We start from the raw sequence: 17,031 nt of genomic DNA on the forward strand, positions 1-17,031 counted from the left end.
CCGGTGATTGTGATGGCCTGGCGATCCGCCCCTGGCCCGCGGAGGTTGGGTGGACCGTCGCCGGTCCACCCACCTCGTGCAGCGTGTACCGGCCGCGGGTGTGCAGTTCGGTCAGCAGGTTGCGGTTGGTGCTGCCCAGTCGGCGCGGTCGTTGTAGCCGCCGTCGCCCGCGTCGCCGACGACCAGGTCGAGGACGCGTACGCCGGTGAGGTCTACGTCGAACTGCTTCGGGGTGAAGCGGTCGACGGTGCCGCTGTCGAACAGGACCTTGCCGTCGCCGACGACCTGGAAGGTGGACGTGCCGCCTGCCGTGTCGACGTTGCTGACCACGTCGTCGATGCCGGCCACACCGGTCAGCCGCGAGCACGACTTACCGAGGTAGTAGCGAATCAGCGACGGGGATGCCACACCGATACCGGTCGGGTACGTCGTCCCGGTGAGCTTGATCGGGTTTCCGCCGCCGACACTCTCGTCGATGGTCGGGGACATCCACCCACTGGTTGCGGTGATCCAGTCGTGGTGCGACAGCGGCACGGTCCCGCTCGGCGGCGCGGGCGCGATCACGATTGACGACAGCGCAGTCGTCTGCTTCTGCACGCCATACAATACCGTTTGGTATGCCGTCTGCGCGGTGATGCCAGCCGTGCCGGGAGTTGCGCCGGCGGGCAGCTTGACCGTGAAGGTGAAGTTCGCCTGCTGGCCACCAGCAAGGATTGCCGGTGCCTTGGACAACGGCTTGACGGTCCATCCGTTGCCACCAGCAACAGTGACGGTCGGCTGCAGGACCGGCAGTACGCCGTCATTGCGCACGTTGACCTGGACCGTCAGCTCGTCACCACCGGCAACAACCGGAGCAGCATCCTCCGGCTGAGCATCCGTACCGACCTTCGTCACCTGCGGAATCCCGGCGGTCACATGCGGAACCCCCGGTACGCCGCGAGCCGGCTCCACGCGGAACAGCGCCGTACCGTGCGCCGGAACCGCCGCGCTGATCACGCCGCCGCTTTCGGTCACCTTGTTGGTCCATGCGTTCTTCAGCGTGAACCGCGAACCCTGCAGACCGACTGCCGACGCGGTCGTGGTCAGCGTCTTCGCGCTGTCGCCCCGGTTCAGCAGTACGACGGCGCGACTGCCGTCAGCGAGCCGCTTGACCCACGTCTCCGTCGCACCGGCCGCGCCGACCCGGACGGCCTGTACTGCGGCCTTGTCCTGGTTGATCGCGATGACATCAGGATCCGTCAGCATCCCGACGGTCGTCGCAGAGAGCTTCCGTACGTCGCTACCGACGACCAGCGGAGCAGCCGCAACGGCCCACAGCGTGAGCTGCGTCCGGAACTCCTCATCGGTCATCCCGAGCTCCGGCGCGAGGTAGTCGGGATCACCGAACGCACCCGGCTTCACTACCTCCGGGTGCCGAGCGTTCGCGTCGTAGTTACGCAGCACATCCTTGAACTTGATGTCGCCCTGGAAGCCGACATCGGTGTACGTACGCCACGACTGCGCGATCCCCGGCGCGTACGACCAGGAGTTGATCGACTGCTGGGACTCGGGGTAGTTGCCCCAGTCCGGCGACGTGACCGGGTTGCAGAGGTTGAAGATCATCGGCCGGTGGCTCGAGTTGTTCCGCAGCGCCTGGGCGAACTCGGTGTAGACCGTCTTCGGGTCCAGGTTGGCCGCGATGCCACACAGGTAGTCGACCTTGACCGCGTCGAATCCCCAGGCGGCGAAGGTGTCGGCGTCGTGCTGGTAGTAGCCGCCGCTGCCGAGACCGCACTTGCCCGGGATGTACGGACCGGCGTCGGTGTAGATACCTGCCTTCAGGCCCTTGCTGTGGATGTAGTCGACGAGCGGCTTCAGACCGTTCGGGAACTTGGCCGGGTTCGGGACCAGGTCACCGGCTGCACTGCGGGACTGGTCGGCCTGCCAGCCGCCGTCCAGCCAGACGATGTCGTAACCGGCCTTTGCCAGCCCGCGGCTCACCAGCGAGTCCGCGACCGACTTGATCGTGTCCTCGGTGAAGTCGCCGCCGAGACCGTAGTACGTGTTCCACCCCATATAGGGAGTCGGGCTGAGCACCGGAGCTGTGGCCTGAGCCGCCACAGCTGGGGTTGTGGTGGATACGACACCGCCGAGCATGAGCGCAGCGGCGATCACCCCACCGAGGAGTCGCTTCATGTGCCTTCCTTTGCTGCCGTTGAGCGGACGGTCAGTCGAGTGCCTCGACGATCAGGCACTGCGAGTCGGCCGGGCCGTCGAACGCGACCCCGACCTGCAGCAGGTAGCTGCCCGAGCAGGTCTCTGAACCCACCCGGTAGTTCTTCGCCGGATCCAGTCCGGCCAGCGGCACCCGCCGCGGCCGGGTCGGCAGCGTGCCGCGCACGTTGCCGACGCCGGTCTCCCACAGGAACACCACGGACCGCGCCGCGCCGACATACTGCACACCGGCTGCCAGTCCATAGACCTTGCTATCGGCAATCAACTCTCGAAAGCCCTTGTACTGCTCGATATGACGAGTTGCCGTCTTCAACTGCTCGTCGTTCCACCGGGACAGGTCCGCGCCGATCCCGAGTACGCCGGCCATCGCGACGTGGAAGCGGAAATCGAGCGACCGCTCGCGACCGTCATGGGTGCCGACGGCATCGGTCACCCACGAACTCATCAGATGCGGCGCGAACCCGGTCCGGAACCCCTCCTGAATCCTGAGCCGATCCAGCGGGGCCGTGTTGTCACTCGGCCACAACGTGTCGACGCGGGAGGCCATCCCCAGATCAACCCGAGCCCCACCGCCGGCACACCCCTCGACGTACACCGACGGGTGCCGCTCCCGCAGCCGATCCAGAATCGCGTAGAGATTCGTCACCACCCGGCCGTCAAGATCCCGGCGCTGATCGCCGGAGTCCAGCCGTGGCCGATTCGCATCCCACTTCAAGTACTTGATGTCGTACGTCGACAGCAGCCGGTCCAGCGTGTCCCAGATGAACTCTCGGACCTCGTCCCGACTCAGATCGAGCAGCAACTGGTTCCGCACCAGCACCGGCTCCAAGCGGTCCGTCCGCAGAATCCATTCGGGATGTTCCTGGGCCAGCTGCGCCTTCGGGCTGACCGATTCAGGCTCGATCCACAGACCGAAATCAAGACCCACCTCGCCCAGCCGGGTGATGAACCCGTCCAATCCGTCGGGGAACTTGACCGGATCGACGTCCCAGTCCCCCAGCCCGCCCGTATCGTCGGACCGGCCAACGAACCACCCGTCGTCGACCACGAACGTCTCGACCCCGATACTCGCCGCCCGCCGCGCCAACTCGAGTTGATGCTCCGCCCGGATGTCGAACTCGGTCGCAAACCAGGAGTTGTAGAGCACCCGCGGCGTCCGCCGCCCTCGCGATGCCGCGCGCTCATACTCGTGAAACGCCCGCGCCAACCCGTCGGCGCCCTCAGCACTACACGCACCGACGGCCTTCGGCGACTCCCACGTCTCACCCGGCGCAAGCACGATCCCCCGACTCGACGACACGCGCCCCGCCTGAATCCGAAGCAGCCCGGTCGTGTCGACGTCCGCCGACATCTCCCACGACCCGGACCACGCGAGCTGTACGCCGTACGCCACATCCCCATCAGTCGCGAGGAACGGTGAGTACGAATGCCCGGTGATCCCCTGTGCGCTCCCGATCGTGAACCGGCCCCGCGGCATGGTCACGGAGGCCTGCTGGAACTCGCTGTTCCACTCGCCCCACAAATACTTGACCGTGTTCCCGCCGGGCACCACGAACCCGGCCGAGTCGTGCCGATGCAGCGTTAGCTCGTCGGTCCCGTCGTTCTGCACGGTGACCCACCGCTCCAGCACATCCCCCACCATGCGGTAGTGCAGAATGAGCCGGATCGTGTCGCCGAACTCCAGCTCCAACCCGTCGTCCTCACGAGCGTCCACAAAGACCGGGCGGAACTCGTCCGCTCCCCTAGGATCGGAGACAACCAGGTCCACAGGAGCGGTGTATCGGACCCCGCGGACGGCGTACTCCAACGGCTCCACGTCCGCGCGCGGCACGAAGTGTTCCGTGCCGACGATCTCGACGGGAGCGAGACCCTCATGCGGGCCCCAGGCAACCAGCTGCGCCCACTGGCCGTGTGAGGGGACGCCGACGACGTACGACGTCGTCGTACCGCGTAGCGTCCACGTCCTCACTTGACGGCTCCGATCGCCAGCCCGCCTACGAAGTGCTTCTGGAACCGAAGGAAGACCGCCACCGTAGGCACCGCGGCGATCACGGTGCCGGCCGCGATCACGTTCCACGATGACACGAACAGGCCCTGGAGACCGAGCAGCGCCGGCGTGACCGGCATCTTCTCGCCCGACCGGATCACAGTGATCGACCACAGCAGATCGTTGAAGATCCACGTGAAGGACAGCGCACCGAGCGCGGCCAGCGCCGGGCGGGTCAACGGCAGAATCACGCTCGAGTAGATCCGCCCCGGTCCGGCGCCGTCGATCGTCGCCGCCTCCTGGATCTCCCGCGGCAGGTCTCGCATGAACCCGTGCAGCACGAACGTGTAGAACCCGAGTCCGAACCCGACGTGGACGGCGATGAGCGCGATCAGCGTGTCGTAGTACCCGATCAACTCCACGAACCGGGAGATCGGGATCAGCAGGATCTGCGGCGGCAACAGGTTGCCCATCAACATCAGCAACAGGATCGTCCGCCGGAACGGGATCGAGTACCGCGCCAGCCCGTACGCCGCGATCGACGCCAGCCCGAGGCTCAGCAGCACGGCCGGGATCGTCACGAGCAGACTGTTGATCAAGGCCCGGAACTCGTCCGCGTCCTCCCACGCCGACTTGTACGTCGAGAACGTGAACGAATGCGGCAGCGATCCGAGCCCGTTCGCGGCGACGTCGTCGAAGCTGCGGAACGAGATCACGATCACCCAGAGGATCGGCGCGACCCACAGGAACGACACGATCGACATCGCCACGTGGTACCCCGTACGGCGAATCACGATTCCTCCCGGAAGGCGCGGATCAGGTAGCCGAGGATCACGGCCAGGGCGAGTACGAAGATCACCACGGCCAGCGCCGACGCGTAGCCGAGCTGGGTGGACTGGAACGCTGTCGAGTACATGTACGTGCTGAGCAGCTCGGACGAGTGGTACGGGCCGCCCCTCGTCATCGACCAGACGATGTCGAAGGATCGCAGCGAGTCGATCACGATGACCGACAGTACGACGGAGTTGACGCCCTTGAGCTGCGGGATCGTCACGTACCGCGTGCGCTGCCAGGCGGATGCGCCGTCGACCTTCGCCGCTTCGTACAGTGCCGGGTCGACCGCCTTCAGGCCGGCCAGGTACAGCACCATCACGTACCCGATCTGTCGCCAGAGCGCGGGCACGATCACGGCGTACAGCGCGGTGTCGGGGTCGGCCAGCCACGGGCGGACGAAGTTGCCCAGACCAACAGTTCGGAACACCGTGTCGACAAGTCCATCCGGCTGGTAGAACACCCGCCAGATCAGCGCTGTGACGACCAGCGAGAACACGACCGGGGTGAACAGCGCGGCCCGGTAGATGCCCACGCCGCGGCGCTCACGCTGCAACAGCAGCGCCATCCCGAACCCGCCGATGACACTCAACCCACCGAACAACACCAGCCAGATCGCGGTGTTCTTCAGCGCAGTCCGGAAGATCGGATCCGACACCATGTCAGAAAAGTTGCCGAACCCAACAAACCGAGGCGCCGACAACCCGTCCCAACTGGTCAACGCCAACCAGAACCCCTGCAACGCCGGCCAGAACACCCAGACCGCCTCGATGACGAACGGCACGAGCACAAAGGCCAGGATCAAGGGCGACACCCGGCGCATACCATACCGTTTGGTACGGCGGGGGCCGGCAGCCGGACCGTTCCCGGTCCGGCGCCGTGGTTCCACAGCAGTAGCGGTCACGCCTTGAAGACCTTCTGGGCTGCGGTCTGCCAGTCGGCGAGGATCTTGTCGATCTGGTCGGGCTTGTCGAGGAACTTGGTGAGGGCGGCGTCGGCGGTGGGCTGGAGGGCGTCGCTCGAGTCGCGGTTGAAGAACTGCGTGATCTCCGCAGCGCCCTCGATCATCGCCTTACCCTTCTTCACCAGCGGGGTGTCGGCCGACTTACCGTCCGGGTTCGCCGGGATCGCCGTGCCGGAAGAGCTTTGCACGTAGATGTTCTGCGCTTCCGGCGTTGCCAGCCAGGCCAGGAACTTCTTCGTGCCCTCCGGATCCTTCGCCTTCTTCGAGGCGAAGTACCCGTCCGTCGGCGCCTCCTCGGCAACCGGTACGGCGGGATCGATGATCGGGAACTGGAAGAAGTCGATGTCGTCCAGTGCATCCTTAGGAGCCGAGTCCGCGAAGAACGTCCCGATCAGGAACATCCCGGTCTTGCCCGCGAGCAGCGCCGACGTCGCCTCCTGGAACGGGAACGACTTGCCCTTCGGGTCGAAGTACGGCAGCACCTCGCGCCACTTGGTGAAGACCGCCTTCACCTTCGGGTCGGTGAAGTCGCCCTCGCCGGCCAGCAGCTTGCGGTGGAACGGCGCGCCGTTGATCCGGATGTTCAGGTAGTCGAACCAGGCCGACGCGACCCACGGCGTGTCGCCGAGCCCGATCCCGATCGGCGGGATCCCCTTGCTCTGGATCGTCTTGCACACGGCAACGAACTCGGCCCAGGTCTTCGGCGGCGTCACGCCCCACTTGGCGAAGTTCGACTTCCGGTAGAACATGCCCCACCAGTAGTAGCTGGTCGGCACGAAGATCTTCTGCCCGGCGCTGCTCGTCGACAGCGACTGCATCGCCTTCGAGTAGTTGCCCATGCTGTCCCAGACGCTGGTCACGTCGAGCAGCAGGTCCTTCTTCGCGTACGAGTCCGCGACCGACCCGGCGTACCAGGTGTAGACGTCCGGCGGGTTCGCCGAGGTCAGGTACGTCGGCAGCTGGGTCCGGAAGATCTCCGCGGCGACCGTGTTCAGCTTGACCTGCGACCCGCCGGTTTTGTTGTACGCAGCAACGAGATTCTCCATCGCGGCCTTGGCCTGCTCGCTGGAGAGGTTGGACTGCAGCGACAGCTCACTGCTCGCCCCGCCGCTACTGCCCGGACTCTTCGTCGAGGTCGCGCACCCCGGTATCAGGGTCGCTGCCCCGAGCACTCCGAGTCCCTTGAGGAAAGTCCGCCGATCTGCTGCCAGACCCGTCATGCCCACTCCTGAGTTCTGCTCGACGGTGATGCCAGTCGAGTCCGTGGTCCTTGTTGCCGACGATCTTGCGGCGAGCCGTCCCGGGTGTCAATATTAATTCGTAAATTACGAGCAAATCGCTTGACGAGACAGCGCGGTCACGGTCAACTGATGGCTCGTTCATCGTTGGAACGTGCCTGCCTGCGTGCTTGGGTAGGGGTGACTTGAGGAGGCGCGGGTGCGGCTGGCTGGGCGGGTGATCGTGGTGACCGGGGCCGCGTCGGGGATCGGCGCGGCATGCGTCGAACGGGCGCTGACCGAGGGTGCGCAGGTCGTGCAGGTGGACATCCACCCGTGCAAAGAGCTGCCGGGGAAAGCCATCAGCGTGGTCGGTGACGTCGCGTCGCCGGACACCTGGGCGGAGGTCCGGTCCCGCGGCCGCGACGAGCTCGGCCCGGTCGACGGCCTGGTCAGCAACGCGGTCTTCGTCGACATCAAGCCGGCCCACGAGCTCTCGCCGCCGTCCTGGCAACGCCAACTCGACGTCAACCTCACCGCGGCCTTCCTCGGATTCCAGGCGCTGTACGACGACCTCGTCGCGAACGCCGGCTCCGTCGTACTGGTCTCGTCCGTGCACGCGATCGCCGGGCTGCCCGGCCATCCGGCGTACGCCGCGACGAAGGGCGCGCTGATCTCGCTCGGACGCCAACTGGCAGTCGAGTACGGTCGCTCGATCCGGGTGAACACCGTGCTTCCGGGCCCGGTCGTGACAGCAATGTGGGACCGCGTCGACGCCGAGGGGCGCGAACGCAGTGCGCAGGCGACTGCGCTGGGGCGGCTCGGCCAGCCGGACGAGGTGGCTCAGGCGGTGGCGTTCCTGCTGTCGTCCGAGGCGTCGTTCGTGACGGCGGCAAGCCTGGTGGTCGACGGCGGATGGTCCGCGGTGAAGGACTCTGCATGAGGGAGAGCGGTGTGACGGGGATTCAGCGCGGGGTGTCGCGTGGGCTGCACGGACAGATCGTGGAGGTGATGGCCGACCGCATCCTGTCCGGGCAGATCCCGGAGGGCGCGACCATCAACGTGACTGAGCTGCAGTCCGACCTCGGCGTCAGCCTGACTGCGGTCCGTGAGGCCTTGAAGGTGCTCACCGCCAAGGGGCTGGTGGACGCACGGCAGAAGCGCGGCACGTTCGTCCGGCCGCGATCGGACTGGAACCTGCTCGACGCGGACATGATCCGCTGGCACTTCAAAGACGCCGACTCGCGGCCCGAGCTGCTCGAGGAGCTGCACGAGGTGCGCGGGATCGTCGAGCCGGCCGCCGCCCGGCTGGCCGCGCTGCGATCCGAGGATTCCGACGTCGCGGCGCTTGACGAGGCACTCGCGGGGATGGAGTCCGCCGACGACAACCTCGCCGCGGCAGCCGCCGACCTCGCGTTCCACCGGGCGTTGCTGGCGGCAACCGGCAACGAACTGCTGACGAAGATGGAAGTGATCATGGAGACCGGGCTCGCCGACCGCGACCGGCTGGTGCACACGGTCAAGCCGTCGGATGATCCGATCCCGAGCCACCGGCTGGTCGTGGACGCGATCCGCGCGCACGACCCCGAAGGCGCCGAGCTCGCGATGCGCGAACTGCTGGCGAAGGCAGCCGAGGACCTCACCGAAGTACGCGGATCGACTCGTCGGCGGCGCCGGTGAAGATCGAGAAGATCGAGACGTTCCTCGTCCCACCGCGCTGGTTGTTCTGCCGGGTCGAGACGAGCGACGGCGTCGTCGGCTGGGGCGAGCCCGTCGTCGAGGGTCGCGCTGAGGTTGTGCGGGCCGCGATCGACGTACTCGCGGAGTACCTGATCGGCCAGGACCCGCTGCAGATCGAGCGGCACTGGCAAGTGTTGACGAAGGGCGGGTTCTACCGCGGCGGGCCGGTGCTCAGCAGTGCGGTCGCCGGACTCGACCATGCTCTGTGGGACATCGCCGGCAAGGTGTACGGCGCTCCCGTCGCGGCACTGCTCGGTGGGCGGGTCCGTGATCGGGTCCGCGTGTACGCATGGGTCGGCGGGGACGAGCCCTCCTCGATCGGCGACGCCGTCGCGGAGCAGGTCGCGGCCGGTATGACAGCGGTGAAGATGAACGCCAGCGGTCAGATCCAGGCCTCGCCGTCAGTTGCCGAGGTCAACGACATCGTCACCCGGCTCGCCGCTGCACGCGAGGTGCTCGGCGATTCCCGTGACGTCGCGATCGACCTGCATGGACGCGTCGGCGTTGCCGGCGCGCGGCGGATCCTGCACGCGGTCGAGGGTCTGCAGCCGATGTTCGTCGAAGAGCCGGTGCTGCCCGAGCAGATGGCGCATCTGTCCTCGGTGGTGGAGACCTCGACGATCCCGGTCGCGCTCGGGGAACGTCTGTACCACCGGGCCGAGTTCATGGCGCCGTTGAACGCGGGCGTCGCCGTCGTACAGCCGGACGTGTCGCACGCGGGCGGGATCTCCGAGCTGCGACGGATCGCCGTACTCGCGGATGCCCATGGTGCGATGCTTGCGCCGCATTGTCCGCTCGGGCCGATCTCGCTGGCGGCTTCGTTGCAGGTCTCGTTCGCGACACCGAACTTCCTGATCCAGGAGCAGAGCCGCGGCATCCATTACAACGAATCGAGCGACCTCACGTCGTACGTCGTGGACCCGGCGCCGTTCACCTGGGTCAACGGCCACGCGGAGTGGAATCCCCTGCCGGGCTTGGGGATCACGGTCGACGAGGAGGCGGTGCGCGCCGCCGACAAGATCGGTCACTCGTGGCGCAACCCCGTGTGGACCCACGAAGACGGCTCCTTCGCCGAATGGTGACCGAGCACGCGGCCGGCCGGCTCGTGACCGTCGACGCGACCGACGGCGGTCGTTGGACCTCCCTACAGTTGGCCGGACGGGAGTGGCTCTGGGCCGGTCCCGGGCTGGTGACTGGCCCGCGCGCCGGGCTCGCCACGTTCATCGACGCCGGCGGCCTCGACGAATGCTTCCCGACGGTCCGCGGCACCCCGGATCACGGCGGGCTGTGGAACCAGCCTTGGGACGGTTCCGTCGAGTACGACGGCGCGGTGTTGACCCGCGCCTTCACAGCCGGCACGGATACGGTCAGCGTCGACTACCGCCTCGAAGCAGACCCTGGCTATCGGTTCATCTGGGCCGCCCACGCACTCCTCGATTGCGTCGCGGGCACAGTCGTCTTCGCTCCGCCTGGGACTGAATGCAGGCTGTACCCCGAGGCGGCCGGTGAGCTTCCGTGGGCCTGGCCCGACGACGCGCCCTGGGTTGTATCTAGCTGGCCGAGCCCACTCGAGTTGGATACGTACGGCCCGTCGGACGGGACTGCTGCCGGGGCGATTCTGGTGGACTGTCCAACGGTTTCGGTGCGGGATCGCGGCGCCGAGCTCACGATGACATTGAGTTGCCCGGGGCAACCGGTCTCGACCGCGTTGTGGCGGAACCAGGGCGGCTTCCCGACGGATGCGCCGTACCGGAGCCTCGGAGTAGAGCCGATGCTCGGACGGGTGTTCGACCTCGCGGAGGCCGGGCCTGACGACGCCGCGGTCGTGCCGGCGAGTGGTGAGCTGGCCTGGCGGCTCACGTTGTCCGCCAGGCCAGTGTGATGTCACCCGAGCGGCAGGTCGAGTACGACGTCCGGCACCGTCGTGGTGTTGGCGGTGCGGATGCTGTTGAGCTCCGTCGCGGTCAGGGCCCGTTTGTAGAGGCGGACCTCGTCCATCGAGCCGTCGAAGTGATGGGCGCCGTCGAGCCGCTGACCGACGTACATCTTGAACGGGCGGCCGGGGCTGACCGAGCCGCTCGGTGCGGTGACGCTCGCGGCCTGCGCGCCGTCGACCCAGATCGAGAGCGTCCCGGCTTTGCGTTGCAGGGCGACGTGATGCCAGGCGTTGTCGTTGTAGGCCTTGGTCGTCTGCACGGCCGCGGTGTTGCCGCCGGTGGTGATCAGGCCGCGGGTCCGGCCGTCCGCGGGTTCGGCTCGGAGCCAGAACTGCGAGAACTCGTTGATGTTGTAGCCCCAGAAGATCGCCTGCGGGGTGGTGCTGGCGCCGTACTTGATCCAGGCCATAGCGGTGAAGTCGCCCGCGCCGACCGCGAGCGACTCGGCGTACGGGAGTTGGAGGGCGTCGTCCACGCCGTCGAAGTCTCTGGCCTGGCCGAACTTACCCGTGGTTGTGGTGGGTCCGCCGCGCAGGTAGGTGTCGTTGTGCAGGCCGCTGGTGTCCGGCGTCGTCGCACCGAGCGGTGCATCGGGGTGGCCGATGTCGTTCTCGGTGAAGCGGGCGAAGCGGATCTGGTCGCGCGCGTCGACCGTACCGCCTTCGTACAGCAGGCCGATCTCGCCGGTCTCGAGGATCGCCAGATCGGAGTACCCCGACCAGTCGCTGGTGATTCGGGTGCCCTCAGCAACGGTCTGCCAGGTCTTGCCCTCGTCGAAGCTGGATCGGATCGTCATGTATCTGCGGCGATCGGGGTCCGCTGGGGCCGCGAACAGGATCCGGTTGTACTTGTCGCCCTGGTCAACGGCTCGCAGCCTTTGCAACGAGCCCTGCACGACCGGCGTCGTCAGTCCCGCGATGGTGGCAAACGGCGCTGCGAACGTCTGGCCGCCGTCGTTGCTGACCGCGGACATCCGGCTCGCTCCCGACGTACCGGCGTTGTTGCGGGCACCGGCGTACACGCCGCCGTCGACCTTCTCGACGACGCTGATCTCCTGCGGCGTCGCGTCCGAGCGGAGATCGGTCGCGCCCTTGTGCCAGGTCTCGCCGTGGTCGTCGCTGTAGACGAGTTGGCCGGCGTTCTGGCCGGCGCCGTTGTCGTAGTTCGTGCCTGCAACCAGCCGGCCGGCGTGGGCGCCGCGGGTGAGCTGGATGCCGTGCACCGGTCCGGTCGCGTACCAGCCCCAGGCCGGGTCGTCGATCTGGTCGCCGAGGTTCTTCGCCTTGCTCCACGTCTTCCCGTCGTCATCACTGAACTGGACGTACGGCGTTCGCGGGCGGCTCGTCGTGCCGGGATCCATCGTGCTCAGCAGGACGATCCGGCCGGTCTCATAGTCGACGATCGGGGCCGGGTTGCCGCGGGTCGCCACCGCGGTCGGGTCGGAGTCGGTTCCGGACAGTACGGTCTGGGTCGCCGACCAGGTGCGGCCGTCGTCGTCGGAGCGGCGCAGGACCAGGTCGATCTCCTGGGAGTCGGCGCACCACGTACGCCGGGCCTCGGCGAAGGCGAGCAGCGTGCCTGCCTTGGTCTTCACGATCGCGGGGATGCGGTAGCAGCCGTAGCCGGCGTCGCCTTTGTTGAACAGCACGGTCTGGGTGATGGCGGCCTGCGCTTGAGTCGGCATGGTCAGGCTTGCGGCGGTCAGAGCGAGCGCCGTGAGCAGGAGTTTGAGCTTGGGCATGGGCGGATGCCTCCTGAAAGTAAACAACGGGGCGGTTGTTCACTCAGTAATTTAGCCACAGATCCGCCGTCTCGAACAGAGCTCATAGGACGTCCTATCTGTGAAGTTGTCACCTAGGTTGGAGACCATGGACCTGCTTGCCGAACTCCGCACCCGGAAGCTGCTCGCGATCATCCGCGCCGACGGGGCGGATACCGCGCTCGCCTGCGTCGAGACGCTCGTCGAGGCCGGTGTCACCGCACTCGAGATCTCGCTCACCACCCCCGGCGGGGTGGAGGCGATCGCCAAGGCGCGTTCGCAGTACGACCCGCACATCCTGATCGGCGCCGGCACCGTCGTGACCGCGGCGCAGGCCGACGAGGTCGCCGCGGCTCGCGCCGGCTTCGTCGTCACTCCGGCGATCACGCGTGGTGCGCATCGCGCGGTTCAGCTCGGCCTGCCGCTGCTGTGCGGCGCGCTCACTCCGACCGAGGTCGTGGCTGCTCTGGACCTCGGCGCCACCGCGGTGAAGATCTTCCCGGCGAAGCTCCACGGTCCCGGGTATTTCAGTGAGCTGCTCGCACCGCTCCCCGACGCGCCGCTCATCGCCGTCGGCGGGGTTGACGCGCAGTCCGCGCCGAAGTACCTGTCTGCTGGCGCGCTCGCCGTCGGCGTGGGTTCTCCGCTGTTGGGCGACGCGGGCGTTGGCGGTTCTTTGGCCGAGCTCGCCATCCGCGCCAGCACCTTCCGGACCGAGCTCGGCGTCTGACCGACTACGCACGCCCGGAGTACCTGATGACCGACAACGCGCACCCGACCTCTGGGAGTGCCTCATGACTGACGACGCGACCTCTCGGAGTACTTGATGACGGATCTCCTCACGTTCGGCGAGACGATGGTCTCGGTGCGGACCGCTCGGCCGATGCGCCTCGGCGGCGACGCGCACCTGTCCATCGCCGGCTCCGAGAGCAACGTGGCGATCGGCGTCGCCCGGCTCGGCCACGACGCCGCCTGGTTGAGTGCCGTAGGCAACGATGAGCCGGGGCGGCTGATCCAGCGGACACTGCGCGCCGAGAACGTCGACACGACGTACCTGCGGTTCGCTGACGACTCGTTCACCGGGTTCATCGCGTTCGACCAGCCGTCGCACGACATCACCCGCGTCAGCTACCACCGCCGCGGATCGGCCGCATCCACCCTCACCGCTTCAGAAACCACCGCGGCTGTTGAGTCGGCGAATCCGACGCTGCTGCACGTCACCGGCATCACCCCGGCGCTCTCCGACACCGCGCGCGCCGCGACGTTGGCCGCCGTACGCACGGCATCTGCAGCGGGCGTCCAAGTCTCACTGGATGTGAACTACCGGGCCCGCCTGTGGTCCCGCGCAGACGCAGCTACGGCGATCGGCCAGCTCCTGCCTCACGTCCACACGGTCTTCTCCTCGGACGACGAACTCGACCTGCTCACCGACGCGAGCGACCCAATCGCGGATCTCCTCAAGACCGTCGACACCCTCGTCGTCACCGCCGGCGGGAAGGGCGCGTGGGCGCATACCAAAGGCACCGGGTCGGCATCCGACGTACACACCGTCCACCGCCCGGCTCTCCCGGTCACCGTGGTCGACAGCATCGGCGCCGGCGACGCGTTCGTCTCCGGCTACCTGTCCGCCACCCTCGACAAGCTCTCCACCGAGTCTCGCCTCGAGAGGGCCACTACGTCCGGCGCGTTCTGCGTCACGGCGTACGGCGACTGGGAATCCCTCCCTACTCGCGAAGACCTGACCCTTCTGTCGCACTCACAAGGCACAGCCCTCCGCTGAGCACACGCTGTCCGCTGAGGTCACGGGCTGTCTGCTGAGGTCACGCCCTGTCTGCCGGGGGACGCCGGAACTGCGAGCGGTACTCCCCCGGCGCCTTACCGGTGAGCCGCCGGAACAGGCGGCTGAACGAGGCCGGATCCCTGTACCCCACCTCACCGGCAATGCGAGCCACGGTCCGGCCCGTCGTCTCCAGCAGTCGTCCAGCTCGGCGTACCCGCGCCGCCTGCAGGTACTCGAGCGGCGTACCGCCAGTTGCCTCACCGAACCGGCGTAGCAGTGTCCTCGAACTGACGTGAAGCTCACTGGCCAGTCGCTCCAGGTCGTAGGGAGCGTTGAGATGCTGGTCCAGCCAGCGCTTCACGTCGTCCGCGAAGGTCGAGCCCCCGGCCGGAAGTACCGACTGGTCGACGTACGGCGCCTGCGAGGTCCGGGCGTCGTCCACCAGCGCGATCCGGGCGGTCGTCCGCGCGATGGACTCACCGCTGTGCCGGCGGATCAGCGTGAGGGCGAAGTCGTACATCGCGCTGAACGCGGCGGTCGTAGTCACACCCTGATCGGTGACGACCAATTGATCGGCGCGGACCTCAACGGCCGGATACCGGCGCGCCAGCTGGTCGGCGTACAGCCAGGAGGTCGTGGCCGTACGGCGATCCAGCACACCGGCCTCGGCAAGCAGAAATGCGCCGATGCACAGCGACACCACCGCCCCACCACCAGCCGCGTGCGCCCGAATCGCCGCAAGCTCCGGTCCAAGCCGGGACAGCACACCGTCGACATCAACCGGCGACCCGACCTGGAACCCAGGCACAACCAGCACATCCGACGGCCGCAACGGTCCGACATCAATCCGCACGTCACCGGACGCAAGCACCCGCCGCCGAGGCGACACAATCCGCACGTCGTACGCCGCCTCAACCGTCCCGCGCACCTCAGCGACCCGCGTCGCCATCGTCAGCAAATCCGGCACCCCATGCACTTCAGACGCGAAACACCCCGGATAAGCCAGCACCGAAACCCGAAGCCCCACCACCTGGCGAGATTAACCAACATCTTGGCGATCCCGCCAGTAGTCGCCCGCCGGGTCTGCAGACATCCTCAGGTCATGAGCCCAGCCCCCCGCACCCCCGACAAACCTCTCGACGACTCGCTCGAGGACTTCGAGCATCGGGTTGTGGAGGTTGGTGGGGTTGCGAAGACGGTGCATGTGACGGGCTCTGGGCCGGCTGTTGTGGTTATGCCGGAGATGCCTGGGATCAGCCCGGATGTGGCGCGGCTCGCGCGGTGGGTGCGGGACGCCGGCTTCACCGTGTTCGTGCCGTCGTTGTTCGGGGTGGACGGCGCCTACCCGACCGCCGAGGACGGCGAGGCGATCATCCGGAGAGCCTGTGTGAGCGCGGAGTTCAGCGCGTTTGCCGGCGGCGGGACGAGCCCGGTGAGCGCATGGCTGCGCGGCCTCGCCCGGATCGCGCACGACGAAGCCGGCGGAGCGGGTGTGGGTGCGATCGGGCTCTGCTTCACCGGCAACTTCGCCCTCACGATGGCGCTCGAGCCGGCCGTGATCGCGCCGGTCGTCAACCACCCGTCGCTTCCGCTGGACGCCCCGGGCGAGCTCGAACTCTCGCCTGCCGACGCGGACGCGCTGGCGGAGCGGTTCCAGCGCGAAGACCTGCAGGTCCTCGCGTACCGGTTCCAGGGCGACCGCTGGTGCACCGGCCAACGCTTCGCGGCGTACCAACGGCTCCTCGGCGACGCCTTCCTCGGACGCGTACTACCCGCGGACGCCGCAAACCCAGACCCACCACCGTTCTTCCGCGACGTCGTGGGATGCGCGCACAGCGTGGTAGCAGCCCACTTCGTAGACGAGACCGGCCACCCCACAGTCCAAGCCCGCGACGAGATCCTGGCCTTCCTCACCACCAAGCTGCTTGTCACATCCGAGCTGGCCGGCCCGTCGGCGGCCACCGCCGCGCAGCCTGCCGTGGCTACTGGGGACCTGGAGCGGCAACCTGGGACCTGAAATAGCAGGTCTCAGGTTGCTCCATCGGGTCTCAGGTCGCTACTCCTCGACCGGGAACAGGATCGGGCTGAGTAGGTAGCGTGATCGGCCGGGAGTGGCTTCGTTTGTCAGGGCGGGGAGGATTGCGGCGCGCATGCCCTCGATCAGTTGGTGGAGTTCGTCCTCACTCAGCCAGATGCCGTGCTGGCGGTAACCCACGAGATCCGCCAGCGGGTCCGCGCCTTCGTGGTCGAGGTACGTGTTGAACTCGGCCACCAGCGCGGCCATCGCGACGGCGAACGCGCGTCGGTGATCGTCAACGGTCACCCGCTCCAGGTCTGCCGGCGTGATCGACGCACGCTCCTGCTGTAGCCGGAACCGGCGCTCGACCGCACCGCGCACCCGCCGCTCCTCCGCGACCTCGAGGATGCCGCCCTCGGCGAGCAGTTCGACGTGCCGATACAGGGTCGCCTTCGAGACATCGGCGATCCGCTCGCCGAGCTCGCCGGTCGTCAGCTCCCGGCCGCCGCGCAGCGCATGGACGATCCGCAACCGCACCGGATGTCCCAGCAGCTCCAACGGACCCATGGCGCAACGATCTCACGT

15 protein-coding genes are annotated in these 17,031 nt (G+C 67.5%); 7 read left to right on the plus strand and 8 right to left on the minus strand.

What is annotated here, in order from left to right; all coding sequences use genetic code 11:
* Positions 1-111: 111 nt before the first annotated feature.
* The 5 genes from EV645_RS03715 to EV645_RS03735 all read right to left on the minus strand — a co-directional run bounded on the left by EV645_RS03715 (position 112) and on the right by EV645_RS03735 (position 7,216).
* Positions 112-2,175: an NPCBM/NEW2 domain-containing protein gene (locus EV645_RS03715; protein ID WP_130439750.1), complete on the minus strand. Its 2,064-nt coding sequence runs from the start codon at positions 2,173-2,175 to the stop codon at positions 112-114.
* Between the two features lie 31 nt (positions 2,176-2,206).
* A complete protein-coding gene (locus EV645_RS03720; protein WP_130439752.1) occupies positions 2,207-4,183 on the minus strand; it encodes an alpha-galactosidase in 1,977 nt (658 codons plus the stop codon).
* Complete coding sequence (locus EV645_RS03725) at positions 4,180-4,995, minus strand: carbohydrate ABC transporter permease (RefSeq protein WP_242000190.1); 816 nt, start codon at positions 4,993-4,995, stop codon at positions 4,180-4,182. The genes EV645_RS03720 and EV645_RS03725 overlap by 4 nt, the downstream gene beginning before the upstream one ends.
* Positions 4,992-5,846, minus strand: a complete 855-nt coding sequence (locus tag EV645_RS03730) for a carbohydrate ABC transporter permease (RefSeq protein WP_198681448.1) — start codon at positions 5,844-5,846, stop codon at positions 4,992-4,994. Before EV645_RS03730 ends, EV645_RS03725 begins: the two co-directional genes overlap by 4 nt.
* Before the next feature lie 86 nt (positions 5,847-5,932).
* Complete coding sequence (locus tag EV645_RS03735) at positions 5,933-7,216, minus strand: ABC transporter substrate-binding protein (protein ID WP_130439754.1); 1,284 nt, start codon at positions 7,214-7,216, stop codon at positions 5,933-5,935.
* Between the two features lie 217 nt (positions 7,217-7,433).
* Between EV645_RS03735 and EV645_RS03740 the strand changes: the two genes are divergently transcribed.
* Genes EV645_RS03740 through EV645_RS03755 form a run of 4 tightly spaced genes read left to right on the plus strand, consistent with a single transcriptional unit; the run spans position 7,434 to position 10,835 of the window.
* Positions 7,434-8,156, plus strand: a complete 723-nt coding sequence (locus EV645_RS03740) for an SDR family NAD(P)-dependent oxidoreductase (RefSeq protein ID WP_130439756.1) — start codon at positions 7,434-7,436, stop codon at positions 8,154-8,156.
* Positions 8,157-8,167: 11 nt separating this feature from the next.
* Positions 8,168-8,893, plus strand: coding sequence for a FadR/GntR family transcriptional regulator (locus EV645_RS03745; RefSeq protein ID WP_242000191.1), 726 nt, complete (start codon positions 8,168-8,170; stop codon positions 8,891-8,893).
* On the plus strand, positions 8,890-10,035 hold the full coding sequence (gene dgoD, locus EV645_RS03750) for a galactonate dehydratase (RefSeq protein ID WP_130439760.1): 1,146 nt from the start codon (positions 8,890-8,892) through the stop codon (positions 10,033-10,035). Before EV645_RS03745 ends, dgoD begins: the two co-directional genes overlap by 4 nt.
* Complete coding sequence (locus EV645_RS03755; RefSeq protein ID WP_130439762.1) at positions 10,029-10,835, plus strand: hypothetical protein; 807 nt, start codon at positions 10,029-10,031, stop codon at positions 10,833-10,835. The genes dgoD and EV645_RS03755 overlap by 7 nt, the downstream gene beginning before the upstream one ends.
* Before the next feature lie 2 nt (positions 10,836-10,837).
* On the opposite strand, the gene EV645_RS03760 is transcribed toward EV645_RS03755, so the two are convergent.
* Positions 10,838-12,631, minus strand: a complete 1,794-nt coding sequence (locus tag EV645_RS03760) for a sialidase family protein (protein WP_130439764.1) — start codon at positions 12,629-12,631, stop codon at positions 10,838-10,840.
* Positions 12,632-12,758: 127 nt separating this feature from the next.
* Here EV645_RS03760 and EV645_RS03765 point away from each other — a divergent pair, with 127 nt between their 5' ends.
* Both EV645_RS03765 and EV645_RS03770 read left to right on the plus strand, forming a co-directional pair.
* Entirely contained in the window at positions 12,759-13,379 is a 621-nt protein-coding gene (locus EV645_RS03765) for a bifunctional 4-hydroxy-2-oxoglutarate aldolase/2-dehydro-3-deoxy-phosphogluconate aldolase (RefSeq protein ID WP_130439766.1), read from the plus strand.
* Between the two features lie 96 nt (positions 13,380-13,475).
* Positions 13,476-14,429 carry a sugar kinase gene (locus EV645_RS03770; protein WP_130439768.1) on the plus strand — a complete coding sequence of 318 codons (954 nt, stop codon included), beginning with the start codon at positions 13,476-13,478 and terminating at the stop codon, positions 14,427-14,429.
* 40 nt (positions 14,430-14,469) lie between these two features.
* Here the strand turns inward: EV645_RS03770 and EV645_RS03775 are convergent, their stop codons facing one another.
* Positions 14,470-15,396 (minus strand): GlxA family transcriptional regulator, encoded by a 927-nt coding sequence (locus EV645_RS03775; protein ID WP_198681449.1) that lies wholly within the window; start codon positions 15,394-15,396, stop codon positions 14,470-14,472.
* A 135-nt stretch (positions 15,397-15,531) separates the two neighbouring features.
* Between EV645_RS03775 and EV645_RS03780 the strand changes: the two genes are divergently transcribed.
* Positions 15,532-16,446 carry a dienelactone hydrolase family protein gene (locus tag EV645_RS03780; RefSeq protein ID WP_130439772.1) on the plus strand — a complete coding sequence of 305 codons (915 nt, stop codon included), beginning with the start codon at positions 15,532-15,534 and terminating at the stop codon, positions 16,444-16,446.
* Between the two features lie 39 nt (positions 16,447-16,485).
* Here the strand turns inward: EV645_RS03780 and EV645_RS03785 are convergent, their stop codons facing one another.
* The gene (locus tag EV645_RS03785; protein WP_130439774.1) at positions 16,486-17,013 is read right to left on the minus strand and encodes a helix-turn-helix domain-containing protein; all 528 of its coding nucleotides are present in this window, start codon (positions 17,011-17,013) and stop codon (positions 16,486-16,488) included.
* Positions 17,014-17,031 lie beyond the last annotated feature (18 nt).

This window comes from Kribbella rubisoli, assembly GCF_004217145.1.
GTDB lineage: Bacteria > Actinomycetota > Actinomycetes > Propionibacteriales > Kribbellaceae > Kribbella > Kribbella rubisoli.